The sequence below is a fragment of the Brevibacillus sp. NPDC003359 genome (genome assembly GCF_042878995.1).
Classification (GTDB): domain Bacteria; phylum Bacillota; class Bacilli; order Brevibacillales; family Brevibacillaceae; genus Brevibacillus.
The window spans coordinates 111,259-129,770 of sequence record NZ_JBIAOR010000011.1 but is presented as its reverse complement, the minus strand read 5'-3'; the positions used below and the strand labels follow the sequence as shown (position 1 = coordinate 129,770).

Genomic DNA, 18,512 nt, shown 5'->3' with positions numbered 1-18,512 from the left:
GAAATATCACGTCAATAGTAATAGAAGGAAAAGTTTTTTAATCCATGACGCCGTTGCGGATAATGGTAGAAAATCATGGTTAGTCTTTCCCAAAATACAAAAAACAGCACGCTTAGTTTTGCGTGCTGCTTTCTTTCTCTCCCACGGGTTTATCTGAAGTTTCTGTAGGAGGGGCTATTTTTTCTTGGATAAAAGACTGAATCTGATCGACATCTGGAATCAAAACAGAACCTGCTCGGTTCGATTCACGGAACATCCCCATTGGTGGCAATTGATAATTGCCCGGCTGTAGCGTGTCCAACTTTAATCCGAGTGCAGACAGCTTCAGCATATCCACCGAACTAATGTTGGTTTGAACATACGGGGTTACTTCCTTCAAAATCGTAGGAAGCTGAATCAACGTCGTGCCATTCTTCATCTGATTCACGACAGCCGACATCAATTTGCGTTGTCGCTCCGTCCGTGTATAATCTGAGGTCGCATCATGGCGGAAACGGACATATTGTAAGGCTTTGTCTCCATCCAGCTTTTGCAGACCTTTTTTCAGATTAATATCGTACACACCTTTGTCTGTCGGGTCATGATAATACATATTTTTTTCTACATCGATCTCGACTCCGCCCACTGCATCAATCAGAGCCTTGAAGCCTTCAAAGTCAGTAATCACGTAACGATCTACTGGAATTCCAGTGAACTGACTAACCGTTTCCATTGCCAGCTCAGGTCCACCTTCTACAATCGCAGAATTGATCCGCGAGCTACCTCTACCTGGAATATCTACATACGTATCACGCAGGATTGAAAACATGTCATAACGTTTCCCCGTAGGATCGATGCTGACCAGCATCATGGAGTCAGAACGAGGAAGCCCGTTATTTTTCATTCCTCTGCGGTCTACTCCCATCAACAAGATGTTGACACGTTCCTTGCCATCCCACTCTGGTATTTCTGCTGCTTTGGTGGAATTCCCACCACTAGGCGGTGCGATGTTGGGTTCTTGAATATTTTGAGCAAATTGATAAAAAGAGTATCCGTAATATCCTGCTGTCGTAGCCATCACGACAAGCAAAAGAAGCAACACTCGTTTCCATATTCTCATAAAGTCCACCTTTATTCTCTCTATCCTCAGTTGATGTCATCTCTCCACTTTGTTTAGTATACTCGAATTTGGGGAAAGTGGAGCAGCCTTTATTTGGCTACCTGTGACATTATATACATTTAGATTTACAAAGTTTAGAATGTTCGTTATACTATTCTTATCCTTATTATAAGGGGTGAATTCCCGTGATATCACCGTCAGCCTTTCTCCATCGCTATCCGCGTGAGGCCATTTTCTTCCTCATCGCCAGCTTTATTAACTCCTCCGGGAGCGCTTTTATGTGGCCCTTAACTACATTATACGTACATACCATTTTGCAACGGTCGATGACGGAAGCCGGATTCGTCTTGATGATCCAATCGCTGGCTGGAATCTTCGGCCAATTCATCGGCGGATCGTTGTTTCATCGACTAGGTGCCAAGCGTCTCATTGTCGGCGCATTGATTGTTCAAGGACTTATTCAATTTTCCATTCCTTTCGTTCAGAGCTGGCCTGTCTACCTGATTCTCATGATGGGACTTGGCTTTACGTTCAACCTGTCGTTCCCAGCCATTCAAGCATTTATCGGTTTTCGCTGGAAAGAACAGCGCCGAGAATTGTTTAACATCGTCTACGTCGGTAATAATCTAGGGATGGCAATCGGAACCGCGTTGGCCGGCGTCATTGCCACTTTATCTTTCCAGCTGACTTTTTGGTTCAATAGCACGAGCACTTTACTGTTTGCCTTGTTCTTCTTCCTTTTTATGAAGAACATCTCCCATCAAGAGCTGGTCGGAGAGAATCAGGATGAACAGCAAAAGCAGCGCGAGAAAAACAAATTCACCCTGCTATTGAGCTATCAATTGTACTTGTTTATGGCATTGGGCGCAGCATTCATTTTCTTTTCCAACACGGTATGGAACACAGGCGTTGCTCCTTATATTACCGAGCAGGGTATGCCACTGTCATCGTATAGCTGGCTATGGACCATCAACGGCATTATCATTTTTGCCGGGCAGCCCATCACATCCTGGATCAAGCGGCTGTTGAATCAGAGCTTGTCTGCCCAACTTGTCGTCAGTGCCATCGCGTACGCTGTCGGTTTTGGGTGTATGCTGATCTACCACGGTAGTTATTACGCATTTGTCGTCGGAATGGTTATCACTACATTTGGTGAAATGCTCATCTCGCCCACTATTCCTACCTTTATTTCGGAAAAGACTGGAGAGAATGCACCGTTTTATTTGGGGGTCGTAGGGGCGATTACCACGGGTGGAAGGCTCTTGGGGCCGTTGGCTATGGGGTTCATGTACGACCACGGTGGCATTCATCCAACTCTGCTCTTGGCAACATTTGCATCCGCTGGTTCGGTCTTGCTCTGTCTGTTACATGCTTATTTTCATCGGGAAAAACAAACAGAGGTTGCCAAATACTGATTTCAACTGCAAAGAAGCCGCCCGATCCCTATTACAGGAACGAGCGGCTTGTTCATTACACTACTTCTTTTCTCCCTTGATTGGCACTTCCCAATCGACTTTGTTCTCTTTTATTACATGATCGAGGACAACTGTTATTTCCTTCACATCTTTTTTCTCAAAGAGCACCTCTAGCTTCCCTTCGAGTTTTATCGTACCATCTTGATTTTCTTTTTTGTTGACCATTAACCTTACTAGTCTGGCCTCATTCCCGTTTTCGTCCTTTACCGTCCATCGCTCTGGAAGTCCCACAATATCTTTGGCCAGAATGGCTTCCAATGGAATATCGATTGAGGTATCCTCCTCATCAACTTCCATTTCGATCGATTGAAACGTGATTTGGTTCCCAGCTACATTCACTTTTTTCGGACTTTTCTCCAGTTCAGCAAGAGATAGCTTGGTTTGAGAAGAGACTTTCTCTCCTGTATAGACAGCATCGAGCTTCATTGTCAAGTTTTTTGCAGGGTCCAGCGGCATGTACGTATGGACAAAACTCGTACTTGGCTGCCACTTCGTTGTGTAGTCAATCGAGGCGCCATGGCCCATGCCTAGGATTCTGAGATTTTGATCCCCTTCATATGGGTCAATCATATCATCCCATTTGCCCACTACAGTACCCGTTTCATCGACAAGCTCGTAACGAAAACCCTCCACTACTTTCTCATTCGGATTGCTGTTTGAGAACTCTAGCTGCGTAGCAGTGGGAACAAAGCGCGCTTCTTTTAGCTCTACTGTTGCCCCTGTTGGAGTTTTTAACTCCTTGTTTAACGCTACTGTTTTCATGGCTGCTTTTGCTGGTCGCATATCAATCGGGATATCGAAATTCCACTTGCCTTTCGTATCTGTCAGGCGCTTCACGCGCATTTCCAAAATCAATTCGTCCGGCATTGGATTCGCTTCATTAAAGAATGCACCCAGACCGCCTCCGTAGCCGTAGGCGAAGTTTTCACCGTTCGGCAGCGGCAGCCACCCCAGCAATTCCGATTGATCATCTAATCGTTTGATTACTTTGCCATTTTTATCTTTCAGTCGAACTTCCCTGAATTCATTCACATTGTCGCTTGAAATGAACGTGAACTGATCCTCCCAGAACGAAGGAATCTTTTTGCCTGACGAGTCCTTCACCGAACCCAGAACTATGATACGCAAGGGATCTGCTACAACTGCACTAATTTCCATGGTCAGACCTTGGTCTGTCACCTTCATGTCAAGCGGCTGTACAAAGCCGTTTTCTGCCGCTTTCTTCACGCCAATGTCTGTCTGCTTTTTATCAAACAGGTCGACTACTTGTTTCGCGTTGTATGGCCCTTTTGTTACCGTTATCTCGCTCGGATTGATCGACGCATAAATTCCATTCACATAGTTCGCAAAAGTAGGAGAAACTGCTGTTCCGAATGTGACAACCATAGCTAATCCTGCAACTGCAATCGTTGTTTTCTTCATTATATCTACACTCCGTTTTTTCCAATTCATTTGAACTGGTTGTTGTTGTATTGGTTTGAGTTTTAGTACGTTCATCGGGTAAGCGGGGAGCTTATCCATGACATTTTGAATGGTTGCCTCCGTCTGCCATACATCGTCCGCTGCATCGTCGGATGTATCCAACTCATCCAAATATTGCTCAAACTTGCTCTGGCACCAGCTGCATGTATCCAGGTGTCGTTGTACTTCTTGTTTCATTCGCAAAGGAAGCGTGTCTTCCAAATACGCATTCAGCATGAATTTATCCAAGCATGTCATAGGTGGAGGTCCCCTCCTTTACCCGAATTCGTAATGGCATTTTTGAGCTTGGCCCTACCTCTGGAAAGACGTGTTCGCACCGTACTGATGGGAACACCCAGCTCCTCGCTAATTTCTTCGTAGCTCAAAAATTGGAGGTAACGCAGTTCCAGGACGACGCGGTATTTTGACTCCAGGGTCATCATTCGATTTTGTAAAAAGACTTTCTGCTCTTTCGCAAGGTACTCGTGTTCAGGTGTATGACTGGTAGCCAGTTCAATCTCTGCTTCTGCAACCGTAATCGATCGTTTCCGGTTACGCAGCTCATCAAAGCAATAATTGGTGGCGATCCTGTAGAGCCAGGCACCGAATTCGTAGCTTTTGCTGTAGTCACCCAAATGGTAGTACACCTTGATAAAGATCTCCTGAGCCATGTCCTGCTCAAGATGCGGCTGTCCGATCATCTTGCGAATGAGCAATCTGACCCTTTTGTTATATTTTTGTATGATCTGAGAATACGCCTCTTTGTTTCCTCGGAGGACCTCCTCAATGATCAGCCTGTCGTCCTGCATCTGTCTTCCTCCCCATATCAAAAACCTGTATCGAGGGCTACAGGTTCAAAAAGGTACGCTGCGCAGCTATCACCTTTTTACTTGTACACCTTAATACGACGGAAAATGGTGGAAAAAGATCGCAACTTTTTTTGAAAAATTTTATGTAAGTGAAATAGTCGAACGAAAAAGTGGAGGTTGTATTACCTGAGAGTTATTTGCGGCAGTCGGGTAGCCTATTATTTGCGAGCTTTATCATGGGTGCCTACACATTAGCCCTTGGTATCATTCCGAACTTTTGGATTTATCTAGTCTTCATGGCTCTATTTGGATTCGCTTTGCCCATTTTCAATACCCCGACAATGGTCTTGGTTCAAGAGAAAGTGGATGAAAACTATTTGGAAGGCTATTCATTTTAATACTGGCTATGTTATTAGAGAAAAATAAGGTATTAATACAAGCTGGAAAGCCTAAATTGACTAAGTCTCCATGAACAAGGTCTCCCTTACACGGGAGATTTTTTTCATACAAAAAAGCTGCCAAGATATCCTCGACAGCCTGTGAAAGTATCAAAAGTGATTCAGTTGATTCTAACGGGCGGGCAGGTGAGCGACTTCCCGTTGTCTTGCGGACCAAGTCCGATGATGTACGGTACCGCAACATGGCTCCATTCTACCGGATTCGGTGCAGCGTCCACATCTTCTGGCGAGCATGATTGGAGCATGGAAGTATCGATACTGCCTCCTGGATCAAGCGCCACCACTGCCATTCCCTCAGGTAATTCGGCTGCCAATGATTGCGTCAATCCTTCGATGGCGAACTTCGATGCGCAGTACGGCGATAAAAACGCTTCCCCGATTCTTCCCCAGTAGGAGCTAATATTTACGACGACTCCGCCATTTGCGCGCTGAACCATAGTCGGTAAAAAGGCGCGAATCACATAGAATACACCATTCACATTGATGTCCATCACTCTCGAAAACTCACTTGGCGCAAGACCAATGACTGGACTGTTCCGGTTGATAATGGAAGCATTGTTAATCAACAAATCGGGAACGCCCAACTCGGCTCTGACTTCCTCTGCCCACTTTTCCACCTGCTCCATCACCGCAACGTCGACGACAGAAAAATGATGCTGTTCCCCGAATTGTTGACGCAGCCCTTGCACCTCTTTCTCCGAACGACCGCAGCCCGCAACCGTCCAGCCTGCTTCGTGAAAGCGCTCGACCATCGCCCTACCCAAACCACGTGTCACACCTGTAATCACTACCAACTTGCTCATTCTCTCTCCTCCTCCATTATTATACTTATTAAATATTTTAGTATAATAACAAAAGGAAATCAATCCCAGAACACAAAAAAGACGCCCGTTGCCGAGCGCCTCGTGTTGTTTCGTGATTTCTTATTTGTACGTATCGTAAGCGTTGGTCAACAGGCCTGCGATTGTTGCCAGTTCATTGTTCTCGATCTGATGACGCTCGACCATCGTCATGATTTTGCCGTCCTTCATGATCGCGAAGGATGGGGAAGACGGTGCATAGCCTTCGAAATACTCGCGTGCTTTTGCAGTCGCTTCCTTGTCTTGACCTGCGAATACAGTAAAGATGTTGTCAGGCTTGTTAGCGTGATTCAAGGAATGTACAACTGCTGGGCGAGCGAGTCCTGCCGCGCAGCCACAAACGGAGTTTACTACGACAAGTGACAAGCCTTTTGCGTTTGGCAGTGCTTGTTCTACTTCTTCAGCAGTGCGGAGCTCTTGAAAACCATTGCGAGTCAACTCATCGCGCATTGGTTGAATTACTTGGCTCATATATGCTTCATAAGACATCATTGGGCAACCTCTCCTTTTATCACGTGTTCAACTTACTTATTATTATAACCCGACTGCGCCTACCCGAGAAAGCAGAAGTGGTGACCAGTTACACTTCCATCAAAATGGTAAGGATCATCGGATTTCGGCCTGTTTTTTCGTAAATGAACGGCTTGATCACTTCATTAATCTGCGACTTCAGCTCAGACCATTCCTTGATTTTCTTATCCAATGCTTCCTGAAGACGCCCACGAACCAGCTGTGTCGCTTCCTGAATCAAGGATTCCGAACCGCGTACGTAAACGAAGCCCCGGCTCACGATATCTGGACCCGTTAAAATTTTGAAGTTCTTCATATCGAGGCTGACAACCACGACCATCAAGCCATCCTCAGCCAAATGCTTACGATCGCGCAGGACGATATTGCCCACGTCGCCGATACCACTGCCATCAATGAGGACAATCCCTGCTTGTACTTTGCTGAGCCACGCTTTTTCGCGGTTGCAGTTCAGTACTTCGCCGTTGTCCATAATAAAGATGTTGCTCTCCTCGATCCCAACCTGTTGGGCCAGCTTCGAGTGAGTCTTGAGCATCCGGTATTCCCCATGAATCGGGATGAAATATTTCGGACGAATGAAGTTGAGCATGAGCTTCAATTCTTCACTGCTGCCATGTCCAGATGCGTGGATGTCAAACGCATGACTCAATACCACGTTGGCACCTGCACGGTACAGCTTGTCTATCGTGCGACTGACGTTGATCGTGTTCCCAGGAATCGGGGATGCGGAAATGATAACCGTATCTTCTGGATAAATGGAAACAGTACGGTGCGATCCGGAAGCAATCCGGGTCAACGCTGCCATCGGCTCACCTTGACTACCCGTGCAAATAATCAGCACTTGGTTGTCCGCGTAGTTGTCGATGTGCTTAATATCAATCAACATGCCCTCTGGCATTTGGATGTAGCCCAGCTCTTGTCCAATCAAGAAAACCTTTTCCATACTGCGACCAATAACCGCCACTTTGCGATTGCATTGCTCGGCAGCGTCTACCACTTGTTGCAGGCGATGCACGTTGGAAGCAAAGGTAGCCAGGATGATGCGTCCACGCGCTTTGCGTACTACATCGAGAATCCCTTCCCCTACCGTTCTCTCCGACATAGTAAAGCCGTAACGCTCACTGTTCGTACTGTCAGACAAGAGCGCTAAAACGTCACCGCTCGCACCTAGGCGTGCAATTTTCCCGTACTCGGTCGTCTGTCCTACCGGTGTCATGTCAAACTTGAAGTCACCCGTGTGAATGACCATTCCTTCTGGTGTATGGAGTACAACCCCGAAGGAATCAGGAATACTGTGGTTCGTACGGAAGAATGTCGCCTTCAGCTTGGCAAAAGGAATTTCCGTATCTTCCGAAATTGGAATCAGCTTCACTTCATTTTGCAAACGGTGCTCTTCCAGCTTCGCCTTGACCAAGCCCAGGGTCAGACGACCACCGTAAATCGGCACCTTGATTTGCCGTAAAATATAAGGAATCGCTCCGATGTGATCCTCATGTCCGTGCGTCAACAAAAGTGCTTTTATCTTATGCTGGTTGTCCTTCAGATAAGAAATATCCGGGATAACCAAATCAATACCAAACATTTCATTTTCGGGGAATTTTACCCCGCAGTCAATAATGATGATTTCGTCCTCATACTCGACGCAGTACATATTTTTTCCGATCTCGCCGAGGCCGCCCATCGCGAAAATCTTAACGTCGCTCAAACTCTTTCCTCCTAACATCGTCGTGCATGATTATGGGAACCCGAACCAAGCATGCCATTCTTATTATATCACAACGTATGACGTTCGTTTCACCTAGTCTTGACTATTCCACACATTCATCTTCGGTCAATAATCGCATACTGATACTCCAAATCGGTAACTCGTTCATCGGTAACGACACTTGCTCTCGCCCAAAAGTCGTGCTTCGCATAGGAATCGCCTGTCCATACCTCCGTAATTTCTCCTGAAGAGAGCTTTAGTGGTACTGCCTCGATTTCTTTTAATACGGAGCCGCTTTTGTTTTGCAATCGTAGCTTCAAATCGATCTCCAACGGTTTATCCGATTGATTCCGTACCAGAATCAGACTTGTATACGGATACCCGGCACAATTTTTGGTACAGTCTTGTCTGCTGTATACGATGGCGAGATCAATGGGCTTCTCATTGTCCATCTTCGCCGATTTCCACCGGTCTTTTGCTTTTTGCACGACTGTGACGTACTCTGCTTTCTTCAAAAAGGGCCCCATGCCTAAAAAAGCAGCAGCAAAAAAGCTAAACAAACCAACGGCTGTGCATAGAAAAACGAGATTCATCTTCCAAAACTGTTTTCTCATCGTGATCAAAAAGCCAATATACATGAGGATACAAACAAACACCAACAGGATACAAAAGTATAAAAATACCTCCAAGTCAGCCTCCGTGGGTAACACCGGGATGCCATACTTCATTTGCCAATGTACATTCGCAGCGAAGCAGCCTCCGTAAATCAATACAGCTGAAGCAATCGTGAGTCCCCATTTTTTCCAGAACGGAGGCCTTTGAAAAATCACCGCCAGAACGCCCAACAGAACGGGAACACCAAATAAGGGAATGAGCAAGTAATGCATCGAATACCTCCCGACACTTCATTGTCATTATTTTCTACGAATGATATTCCGAAAAGTTTTCAAAATACATGGCAAACCATTTCGAAAAGGAGAGGGATAAGCAGGTGCAAGCCACTCGTCGCCTATTTCGCTTTCGAAACATGATACCCCTTTTCTCCACTGTATTTTTACTGCTCCTGTTTCAGACGCTCCCCACTTATGCTCAGCCTTCCTATGCAAAATGGGGCAGGCTCGCGATGCAAGAAACGATGAAACGGTATCCAAGCGCTCAAATTGTGGACTACCTGCACGTCGGACGAAAACAAAAAACGCCCACCACGTCGGAAGAGACGTTTAAGCTCTTGCTTCAAGAAGGCAATCGCAGGTGGGCGTTACTCGTTCATATTGAATTCGTAAATCAGACAGAAGAAGTCGTAAACATCTCCTATGAAGATACCCGCTAGTCAGCGAGCTGCTCCATCTCTTTCATCATGACTTCCATGTCCATGTCAGCTGCCATCCCGTACGCGCGGCGCATGTTTCCATCTCCATCCACCAGGAACATGCGAGCCGTATGGGCATAAGAACCATCTGGCTGCTTAATGACCATCAGACCAAAATCCTTCGTCACTTTCTCTACAGCCTGAGCGTCCCCGCGCAGGAACTTCCAGCCACTCTGATCTGCCTTGAATTTGGCTGCGTACTCCTGCAAGACTTCCGGCGTATCGTTATCAGGGTCAAAGGAAATGGAAATAAACTCTACTTTGTCTCCGAACAATCCCTTTTCCTTCAATTGATCTTGCAGCTTGGCCATGTTGTACGTGGTCGCCGGACAAATATCCGGGCACTTGGTAAACATAAACTCCACCAGTCGTACCTTGCCAGCACTTGCATTAAACGTATAGGGTGTTCCGTCACTATTGTCTAAGGTGAAGTCCGCGATGGGCTTCAACACCTCGATCTTCTCTTGTGTCATGTATTTATAACCAAATACTCCGACGATAGCCAAAATGATAATACCAGCTAACACAGGAAACCAATGTTTCTTCATTGCAGATTCCTGCTGCAATTGTGTTCCTTCACTCACGGGTTGTATCCTCCCTGCTTGTCCCATGCGAGATGCCTCCTGATTACACGCTGGAGGCATTCACACTGTTTCTATAACTTCCTACCGTTCCACTTCACCTTGCCATGCGAGCATACCGCCAACCATATTCGCCACGTCATACCCTTGCGCACTCAAATATGCTGTAGCATTATGGCTTCTGGCACCACTACGGCAAACCATCACAATCGGAATGTCCTTATCCAGCTCATCGATACGGTGCGGCAAAAAGCCGAGTGGGATCAGCTGTGCCTCTTTAATGTGACCTGCATTCCACTCATCGACTTCACGTACATCAATGACTTGCAGTTCCTCTTTGGCTTCCAGCTTTTCCAACAGCTCTTGTGGTGTCATTTCCTTTACTCCATGGCTCATCGCTATTTATCCTCCTATATGTACGATCAGATCAGTTGTAACCACCTCCATGATATCACACGTTTTTTTACTTTTCTAACGCGAAGAGCATCTGGCTTCATCCATGAGACCTTGCTCCCTATTTTCTACCATTATCGCCTATTTCGCTGCGGCAGTAGCCCCACGGGATGTGAACAGCTTGAGACAAAACCGTTACAAATTAATGGCATGAGTGAATAGCTTTTATACACATATACATAAAAACCTCCCTGATAACTATCTATTGCACATTGACAGCAAGGGGATATTTTCATACAATTACGACAACAACTTTTCTCATCGAGAGCGGTGGAGGGACAGGCCCTACGAAACCCGGCAACCAGCAGACTAGCTGCATGGTGCTAATTCCTGCAGAATCCAGTGATTCTGAGAGATGAACACAAGCCCGTGCATGATCGGAGCCTTCTTCTTCTCAGGAGAACGCTCCGTTTTTTATTTTCCGATTTCCCATAGAAAAAGGAGAGATGAACATGTCCGATCAACAACAATGGAAGCCAGAAACACTTGCCGTACACGGTGGGCAGGAGGTTGACCCTGTAACAGGCTCACGTGCTGTTCCGATCTATCAGACGACCTCCTACGTTTTCCGTGATACGGAGCATGCAGCGAATCTGTTTGGCTTAAAAGAGTTTGGGAACATCTATACACGCATCATGAATCCGACGCAGGATGTGTTTGAAAAGCGTGTTGCCCTGCTCGAAGGTGGCGTTGGCGCATTAGCGACCGCATCCGGGCAAGCTGCCATTACGTTCGCCATCTTAAATATTGCGCATGCAGGAGACGAGATTGTCGCTTCCAGCAGCCTCTACGGCGGTACCTACAACCTGTTCGCCCACACTCTTCCCCGCCTCGGTATCAAGGTTCATTTTGCTGATCAATCCAATCCGGAAAATTTCCGCGCCTATATCAACGAAAAGACAAAAGCCGTGTTTTGCGAGACGATCGGCAATCCACGTATTGATGTCGCGGATATCGAGGCGATCGCCACTATTGCCCACGAAAATGGCGTGCCTTTAATCGTGGACAACACCTTCGCGACTCCGATTTTGTGCCGTCCTTTTGAGCACGGAGCCGATATTGTCGTGCACTCCACTACCAAATTCATCGGCGGTCACGGAACGGCAATTGGCGGTATCATCGTAGACTCTGGAAAATTCGACTGGAACAACGGAAAATTCCCAGGCCTGACTACACCAGACCCAAGCTACCATGGCGTCGTCTATACAGAAGCAGTCGGTCCGCTTGCCTATATTATCAAGGCGCGCGTCCAGCTCCAGCGCGATATCGGAGCGGCTGTCGCCCCGATCAACTCCTTCTTGTTCCTCCAAGGCTTGGAAACCTTGCATCTGCGCATCGAGCGGCATAGCCAGAACGCCTTGGCAGTAGCCCAGTTCCTCGCCAATCACTCTGCCGTAGAGTGGGTGAATTATCCGGGACTGGAGGCAGACTCCCAGTATGAATCGGCACAAAAATATTTGCCAAAAGGTGCTGGCGCAATCCTGACCTTTGGAATTCGCGGGGGCATTGAGGCAGGAAAAACATTGATCGAGTCAGTGAAGCTGTTCTCCCATCTCGCAAATGTCGGAGACTCCAAGTCACTCATCATTCATCCAGCTAGCACAACACATCAGCAGATGACGGAAGAAGAACAGGTAGCAGCCGGAGTGACCCCAGGACTTATTCGCCTCTCAGTTGGCACAGAATCGATCGACGATATCATCTCTGATCTGGAGCAAGCACTGCAGCGTGCATCGCAATTATCCACGGTCGGTTAATGGAGCATCTATGATAAAAATAGAAGCACGTAGCTCTCTTACAGAGTTACGTGCTTCTTTCTTTCTATTATCGTTATAGTTCGGTTCCCTTGCCTTGGAACGCTTCCAGATTCCAAGTCAGACTGAGGGTGTCCCCTTGGAATTTATTTTGATCCTGACCATTCTCTTTAAAGATGACTTTCATTGCAATCGTATCTTCGTCACCCACTGGGAGCTTTTTCAAGCTCGTGTACAGGGTCGAGATGTCAGGTGACTGACCGTTGCTTGTTTTCCGTTGCAGCTCGCCCAAGGATTCGTTCAACAAAATCACTTGTCCATCGCTGGTTAAAAACTCCACGTACAAATGGTCGCCGAAGTCTTCTGTACCGTTGTCACCCTTTGCATCACTCACGGTGTATTTGGAATGCATCAGCACTTTTTCGATATCCAATGTACCGGAGTTCTTTATGGTAAAGTAGCGAACCATGTAATCTCCCGGCTTGATGTTTTTCACATCGTACACCACTTGCTTGTTCACGGATAAATCGAGGGTTCCAGCAGCAAATGTATTGTTGACCACCTCTTGGTCACTAAAGTAAGCAAAAGTCGCTCCTCCTACTAAGGCGCTACCTACGCCCACTGCTGCGAGGGCTATCATGAACTGACTTTTCCACTTTTTCATAGGTCATCTCCTCATTTGTAAAACGAAGGTGGGAAATCCCACCTTCGTTTTGAATCGTTATCTCATCTGGATTAGAGTTCTTTTCCTTTGGTTTGTGTAGCATCAAGGGTCCATTTCAATTTAACCCCATCGCCTTGGAACTGGTTTTGGTCTTTGTTGTTTTCTACAAACTCGATTTCCACGCGGATATCATTGATATCTTTTGCATTCAGTGTGTGGCCAGCTAACAGGTCTGGACGACCTATGCCTTGTTTTGCTTTCATTTCAGCCAATGTGTCCGAATAAACAATAACGTCTTTGTTATCTACGTTATAGATAAAATTCACACGCAAATGTTTGCCCAGATCTTCCGAGTTGTTTCCTTTTGCATCTGTAATGGTGTAATCACTGGTCAAGAACACGTTTTGGATTGCGAGAGTTCCGTTGTTCGTGAGCTTGTAAGATCTCTTTGCTTTGTCACCTGGCTTCATGTTCTTAAGGTCAAATACTACTTCCGGATTCACTGCGAGATCCAGAGTACCTGCTGCAAATGTGTTTTCTACTTTCTCCTGATCGCTGAAGTACGCAAACGTTCCTCCGCCGATCAGTGCTGCACCCAAACCTACCGAAGCCAATGTTAGTGCGAATTGTTTTTTCAGGTTCATCTATAATTCCTCCTATAAAATAATTGCTTTTCGTATGTGGCACCCCGTATGTGGTGTGCCTTACACTTCCAATCTTACTGATTTCTCCCCGTTCCAACTTCCTGCATCAGGGTGAAAAAAGGAGGAGGAGACGGATGAACTCACACTACAACTGCTCCGCTACCTGCCCTCATACTTGAGTATGAGAGAGAAACATCCAGACAGAAAAAAACCGCCAAGGCAAAAACCATGGCGGTCGTTGAGACTAAAATCAGCTCGTCTGCGCTCCTGCTTCTTTTATCATCTTAAATAGCTTCATGACTTGACTCACAATTAAATAGATTCCCGGAACCCCTAAAAATACGAGCATCCCTACTTTGGAACGGATGAATTCTATCAAATAGCCGAGAAGCGGCACATAATACTCTACTTGCCCAATCAATCGATCTTGAGTGACTGGCATGGTGTCATTCCCGTTGTTAGCATCGCCTCTCGTAATCAACCCTTGACCGGTGACCTCGACGACTCGGTGAGTAATCGTTAAGTCGTCTTCATTTTTAAACGTGACGATGTCGCCCTGTTTGATCTCTCCAAAGTTGACTGGCTTCACTGCGACGATGCTTCCCGTATCAAATGTAGGTGCCATCGATCCACTCAGTACGACCATGATCTCGCTGCCGAACAAGGTCGTCTTTCCACCGTTCATTTTGCTCGCAAACAAAAAACCAGAGAGAGCAATGATAAGTACAAGAAAAAGAGTCGTTGCATAGGACAAGCATTTTTTGAGAATGACCACGCATCCATTCCTCACTTTCCGTTTCCGTTCATTGATCTTATTGTACGGAATTTCCGTCCTATGAACTTCCATCATCAGGTTGGAACCAACTCATCCTGAAGTATGAGTTGACGCCTCCTACTAAAAAGACCCAGCGACTTAAAATGGCTGGGCAAGTATGGGGTATTTTGGCGGGTACCGTCACCTAGCCAAATCCACAGGCTGAGAATCGCCACCCGGTTGATCCGGTGGAGGTGCGTCATCCCCCGGTTCCTCTGGAGTTGGCGGTGCCAGACCGCTTGACTCCGTCGGTGGAGCTGTAGGAGTGCCGTTATCTGTTGGCGGTGGAGGAGGCGGTTCCGTTGAGCCTCCTCCAGGAGCAGGCGTATCAGGAGTTCCCGGCTGACTCGGTTGACCCGGCTCGGTCACTTCGCTCACATCCGATTTACTCTTATATGATGTTCGCAGCGTCAACGGGATTTTGTGCGTGTAGAAACCACCGAGGGCCGTTATTTGCAGCTCCCCTTTTTCCGTTTTCGATTCTCGTCCGACCATATGGCGGTTATGACCAATGCGAAACACAATTCCTTTTTCACCATCCATTGCCTCGACCACTTCTACTGTAACTTCTCCTTCTGAAAAACCTGTTACAGTTATATTTTCCGCACTCAATGTCAGATGTTCCCGCTTGGGTATAAACGAAATCCGTTGGACGCCTTCATGAACAATCAATCTGCTCTGCGAAGACTCTGAACTAGTGCCATCCGCATTTTTCTTCCTGGTAACCTTCATTTGCTTGATGACCTCTGTTTTCAGAACGATCTGCTCCGTGTCGGTCACAAAAACATCTTCATTGGTTCCAGTCGTGATCGGCGACTGCTGCTTTTTTTCGCTGGTCAAAAATGAGAAGGTTGTATCGAGGTGAGCGATGTTCAGCACAAAAGTGACTGTCACCAGCCCAATCGCCAGTTTTTTCAAGATCTCATCCCCTTATTCCGCAAAAATCGAATCAGCCGTCGCCTGCTTCGCTAAAAACCGTAGCTCCAGTTGCGCGCTCAAAGACTGAAAACTGTGGTCGACACCTTCTTCTGGCAGGTAAATCGTAAGGAAGAAGGCCTTATCCGCTTCATCCGCATGCATGACTTCTTCTGTGCTGTCGGAACGAATCATGCCGGGCGCTCCCTGGTGCAAGTCGCGCACCAAGCCTTCATAAATGACATCCTTGTCTTGTTCGATCTTGATCCGCAATACCTCTTCCAGCTTTTGAGCAGAGCCTGGCACTCCGGCATCCTTTACTTTCGCAATGATCTTGTAAATGAAATCAAGATCACTGGCTCCATTGGAAAGGGTCGCCTTTATTTTCCGAGTGTCACCAGGAATCATCCGGGACAAATCAACTACCTGATTACCACCACTCACTACCTGCCACTCATCGGCAAAGCGACTATCCGAGATATCGAGCAATCCGACGGCAAACTCATGCCCACCGTCCTTGGCTTCTTCCCACATCCAGCTATAGGTCGTAGCAGGCGGTCCCCACAACGAAAAGGTCACTCCCATCAAAAAAACACAGCCGATCACCTGATCACGCAGAGCTCTCCTGTTCGCCCGCGTTTTCGTCCTACTCATACTTGTTGTTTTCGAGGTACAGGTCCGCTTTCTGCAGATGGAGAGCCAGCTTCGGTGTTGTGTTGCCTTTTTGCGCGATCTCCTTAAATCCGTCAATGCCATCACCTACCCGGACTCCGTTACTTTCAACCGCGTGCTTGTTCACTTTCGTAAAATCGTTATTCACGATTTGGACTTGTGTTGCTTCTGTGTTTTCGATCACCACTGCATGATCCCCGCCATTGAAGGTGTTGTTAGCCAAAAGTACCGCCCGGATTGCCTGATCGAGGACAATTGCCTGCGCTGGTCCCTCAAAGACGCTGTCTTTTACCGTCAAGCCTTCCAAGTAGTTGCCTGCTTCTGTATTGGAGTCGGCCTCTGTTTGAGCTTCAGGCTTCTTGCCACCTGATTGGGTCCGGATCGCTACATCCAATCCGCCGTCAAATGTACAATTGCGGAAGCTGACATTGGAACCGACCAGGATGCCTGTCCCGCTGCCATCAAAGCGGATTCCTTCAAAAGACGCATGGCTTACTTCCAGCTCGTTTGCGTTGATGACGACTTTCCCTTCTTGCCCTGGGGCCGCTTTCCACGTACTATTTTTCGGCAAATCCAAGCCGCTCAAATCATAAGAACCTTCCGCCAAAATAAAGGTCATTCGTTTTTGTCCCACACTGTCTGCATCCTTCGCACTTTCTTCCTTTTCAACTCGTTTGGCTAGTTGCATCGTCGAAAGTAGTGCCGAGCCGCTCAAATCAGCAGGCGTAAATGTCATGACGGGCCCGCCTTGCGCGAAGTAATCTCCATTTTCTTGCTGGGTTGCGAGGAATCCGAAATTGACTTCTGCTGATTTTTCCTGAACTTCATTTCCAGTGCTCTCTGGGAGATACACCGTATAATTCAATTCATCCCGTCCGCCCTTTTCCAGCTCAGGAATGACGACATTCGCTTGTGTCAGCGTGCTGATTCGCCCATGGTACAGCAATTCACCATCACTGCCCCTACGAATCTCCGCCACGAGCTGATTATAGACAACATCATCACCCGCTGCTTTTTCTGCCAACAGGGCGTACTTCACTGGCACATCGCTTTCATTCTCGACACGCAATGTCTTTTCCAGTCGGACACCTGGTAAAAACGGTTGGTCATCCGCCGCTTGAAACTTCGCCATACTCTCTCCCAGGTTGATTCGCAGTTTGCCAGCAGCAAAAGTCGCATTGCTCTGTTCCTGACTCGTAAAGTAAGCATATGTACCAAAACTGGTGCTGGCAGCAATGGAGCTAATGAATGCTGTCCCCACCAAAATTCGTTTCCACGGCCAATTTTTCACTTGTTCCCACTTCATGCTTTTCATGCTTGTCTCCCCCTCTACGTTCGTTCAGGTTTGAATCGGTTCTTGGCTGTTACTCGGCTGGTTCGTCGCTCGTCTTTTGGAGGAAACGAGGTATATGACAAAACCTGCGAGAATCAGTAGCATGACCAAAGGCTGTTTGATAACCTGTTGCAACGTAGCAGCAAACGGAATCGTGAAGATGACCTTGCCAATCAGTCTGTTCGGATCCGTCCAGCCGCCATCTGCCTCTTGGTTGGCATCCCCTTTCGTTTGGAGATAACCGTTTTCCAGCCGCTGTATCACACGGTGGGTAATTAAAGAACGAGATTGTTCGTCCTTCCAATACGTAACAATATCGCCCGTCTGCGGGACGGTACTCTCATAGCGCTCCACGATAACCATGTCCCCGGTGTTAATCGCTGGCTCCATACTCCCTGTCAAAACAGAGAGTACCTTCCACTTGCCGATTCCCGGAATCCCATCAGCGTTCAGGCGGCTGCTCGTGAATAAAAAGAGATTGATGATCATAAAAAAGGCCAGTAACACGATGCCTGTACGCTTCACCCAGATTCTTCCCACACCGCTCACCTCTTTGTCTCATTGTACGTGGATTGTGTAGACTTCATCTTCCACCACCGGAAGGACTGTGCACACTCAAAAGGTGGAACATTTTTAGCGTTCAGCATGACCGGATCTCATACTGAAGGAGGAGGGAAAACAAAAAAACTGCCGCGTGGGCAGTTTGCGCTAACAGCTGGTATCTAGTTTTCCATCACGCAAGAGGAAGTGATACGTGCCTCGTGAAGGAATAAAATCAGCATCGTGCTGGGCAGGGATCGCCTTTTGCCTCGTAAGATCTGTTCCGCAATACGGGCAAAACCATGAATACGAGTCGCCACTACTGTACGAGATTTTTTTACAGACCAGACATTCTTTCTGCAACATGGTCACGTTCCT

20 protein-coding genes, 1 pseudogene and 1 riboswitch are annotated in these 18,512 nt (G+C 47.1%); of the genes and pseudogenes, 4 read left to right on the top strand and 17 right to left on the bottom strand.

Annotated elements, in window-relative coordinates; translation table 11 throughout:
- Positions 1 to 112: 112 nt before the first annotated feature.
- On the bottom strand, positions 113 to 1,099 hold the full coding sequence (locus tag ACFYU8_RS22655) for an LCP family protein (RefSeq protein ID WP_390304032.1): 987 nt from the start codon (positions 1,097 to 1,099) through the stop codon (positions 113 to 115).
- Between the two features lie 185 nt (positions 1,100 to 1,284).
- Here ACFYU8_RS22655 and ACFYU8_RS22650 point away from each other — a divergent pair, with 185 nt between their 5' ends.
- Positions 1,285 to 2,514, top strand: coding sequence for an MFS transporter (locus tag ACFYU8_RS22650; RefSeq protein ID WP_390304030.1), 1,230 nt, complete (start codon positions 1,285 to 1,287; stop codon positions 2,512 to 2,514).
- A gap of 60 nt (positions 2,515 to 2,574) precedes the next feature.
- Here the strand turns inward: ACFYU8_RS22650 and ACFYU8_RS22645 are convergent, their stop codons facing one another.
- Positions 2,575 to 4,293: a DUF4179 domain-containing protein gene (locus tag ACFYU8_RS22645; RefSeq protein ID WP_390304028.1), complete on the bottom strand. Its 1,719-nt coding sequence runs from the start codon at positions 4,291 to 4,293 to the stop codon at positions 2,575 to 2,577.
- Positions 4,290 to 4,844, bottom strand: a complete 555-nt coding sequence (locus ACFYU8_RS22640) for an RNA polymerase sigma factor (protein WP_390304026.1) — start codon at positions 4,842 to 4,844, stop codon at positions 4,290 to 4,292. Before ACFYU8_RS22640 ends, ACFYU8_RS22645 begins: the two co-directional genes overlap by 4 nt.
- Positions 4,845 to 5,056: 212 nt before the next feature.
- On the opposite strand from ACFYU8_RS22640, the pseudogene ACFYU8_RS22635 reads away from it, so the two are divergent.
- Positions 5,057 to 5,316 (top strand): annotated as a pseudogene (locus ACFYU8_RS22635) (MFS transporter); the annotation flags it as partial.
- 87 nt (positions 5,317 to 5,403) lie between these two features.
- On the opposite strand, the gene ACFYU8_RS22630 reads toward ACFYU8_RS22635, so the two are convergent.
- The 4 genes from ACFYU8_RS22630 to ACFYU8_RS22615 form a co-directional block, all read right to left on the bottom strand.
- Positions 5,404 to 6,105, bottom strand: a complete 702-nt coding sequence (locus ACFYU8_RS22630) for an SDR family oxidoreductase (protein ID WP_390304024.1) — start codon at positions 6,103 to 6,105, stop codon at positions 5,404 to 5,406.
- A 120-nt stretch (positions 6,106 to 6,225) separates the two neighbouring features.
- Entirely contained in the window at positions 6,226 to 6,654 is a 429-nt protein-coding gene (locus ACFYU8_RS22625; RefSeq protein WP_390304022.1) for a BrxA/BrxB family bacilliredoxin, read from the bottom strand.
- A gap of 88 nt (positions 6,655 to 6,742) precedes the next feature.
- Positions 6,743 to 8,413, bottom strand: a complete 1,671-nt coding sequence (gene rnjA / locus ACFYU8_RS22620; protein ID WP_390304020.1) for a ribonuclease J1 — start codon at positions 8,411 to 8,413, stop codon at positions 6,743 to 6,745.
- Between the two features lie 98 nt (positions 8,414 to 8,511).
- A complete protein-coding gene (locus ACFYU8_RS22615) occupies positions 8,512 to 9,282 on the bottom strand; it encodes a hypothetical protein (RefSeq protein WP_390304018.1) in 771 nt (256 codons plus the stop codon).
- Between the two features lie 104 nt (positions 9,283 to 9,386).
- On the opposite strand from ACFYU8_RS22615, the gene ACFYU8_RS22610 reads away from it, so the two are divergent.
- Complete coding sequence (locus ACFYU8_RS22610; protein ID WP_390304017.1) at positions 9,387 to 9,725, top strand: YqzG/YhdC family protein; 339 nt, start codon at positions 9,387 to 9,389, stop codon at positions 9,723 to 9,725.
- Here ACFYU8_RS22610 and ACFYU8_RS22605 read toward each other — a convergent pair.
- Together ACFYU8_RS22605 and ACFYU8_RS22600 are read right to left on the bottom strand one after the other, a co-directional pair.
- Positions 9,722 to 10,348, bottom strand: coding sequence for an SCO family protein (locus ACFYU8_RS22605; protein WP_390304015.1), 627 nt, complete (start codon positions 10,346 to 10,348; stop codon positions 9,722 to 9,724). The two genes, ACFYU8_RS22610 and ACFYU8_RS22605, sit on opposite strands and share 4 nt — an antisense overlap.
- Positions 10,349 to 10,429: 81 nt before the next feature.
- The gene (locus ACFYU8_RS22600) at positions 10,430 to 10,741 is read right to left on the bottom strand and encodes a rhodanese-like domain-containing protein (protein ID WP_390304014.1); all 312 of its coding nucleotides are present in this window, start codon (positions 10,739 to 10,741) and stop codon (positions 10,430 to 10,432) included.
- A gap of 312 nt (positions 10,742 to 11,053) precedes the next feature.
- A riboswitch (SAM riboswitch) is annotated at positions 11,054 to 11,160 on the top strand.
- A 90-nt stretch (positions 11,161 to 11,250) separates the two neighbouring features.
- On the opposite strand from ACFYU8_RS22600, the gene ACFYU8_RS22595 reads away from it, so the two are divergent.
- The gene (locus ACFYU8_RS22595) at positions 11,251 to 12,555 is read left to right on the top strand and encodes a homocysteine synthase (protein ID WP_390304012.1); all 1,305 of its coding nucleotides are present in this window, start codon (positions 11,251 to 11,253) and stop codon (positions 12,553 to 12,555) included.
- A 73-nt stretch (positions 12,556 to 12,628) separates the two neighbouring features.
- On the opposite strand, the gene ACFYU8_RS22590 is transcribed toward ACFYU8_RS22595, so the two are convergent.
- From ACFYU8_RS22590 to ACFYU8_RS22555, 8 genes are all read right to left on the bottom strand, one after another.
- The gene (locus ACFYU8_RS22590; protein ID WP_390304010.1) at positions 12,629 to 13,216 is read right to left on the bottom strand and encodes a TasA family protein; all 588 of its coding nucleotides are present in this window, start codon (positions 13,214 to 13,216) and stop codon (positions 12,629 to 12,631) included.
- A 71-nt stretch (positions 13,217 to 13,287) separates the two neighbouring features.
- Complete coding sequence (locus tag ACFYU8_RS22585) at positions 13,288 to 13,860, bottom strand: TasA family protein (RefSeq protein ID WP_390304008.1); 573 nt, start codon at positions 13,858 to 13,860, stop codon at positions 13,288 to 13,290.
- 250 nt (positions 13,861 to 14,110) lie between these two features.
- Entirely contained in the window at positions 14,111 to 14,635 is a 525-nt protein-coding gene (locus tag ACFYU8_RS22580; RefSeq protein WP_390304006.1) for a signal peptidase I, read from the bottom strand.
- Positions 14,636 to 14,815: 180 nt separating this feature from the next.
- Positions 14,816 to 15,592: a hypothetical protein gene (locus tag ACFYU8_RS22575; RefSeq protein WP_390304004.1), complete on the bottom strand. Its 777-nt coding sequence runs from the start codon at positions 15,590 to 15,592 to the stop codon at positions 14,816 to 14,818.
- Between the two features lie 12 nt (positions 15,593 to 15,604).
- Positions 15,605 to 16,243 carry a hypothetical protein gene (locus tag ACFYU8_RS22570; protein WP_390304002.1) on the bottom strand — a complete coding sequence of 213 codons (639 nt, stop codon included), beginning with the start codon at positions 16,241 to 16,243 and terminating at the stop codon, positions 15,605 to 15,607.
- Complete coding sequence (locus ACFYU8_RS22565; protein WP_390304000.1) at positions 16,236 to 17,576, bottom strand: TasA family protein; 1,341 nt, start codon at positions 17,574 to 17,576, stop codon at positions 16,236 to 16,238. Before ACFYU8_RS22565 ends, ACFYU8_RS22570 begins: the two co-directional genes overlap by 8 nt.
- A gap of 24 nt (positions 17,577 to 17,600) precedes the next feature.
- Entirely contained in the window at positions 17,601 to 18,134 is a 534-nt protein-coding gene (locus ACFYU8_RS22560) for a signal peptidase I (RefSeq protein WP_390303998.1), read from the bottom strand.
- Positions 18,135 to 18,302: 168 nt separating this feature from the next.
- Positions 18,303 to 18,500: a hypothetical protein gene (locus ACFYU8_RS22555; RefSeq protein WP_390303996.1), complete on the bottom strand. Its 198-nt coding sequence runs from the start codon at positions 18,498 to 18,500 to the stop codon at positions 18,303 to 18,305.
- Positions 18,501 to 18,512 lie beyond the last annotated feature (12 nt).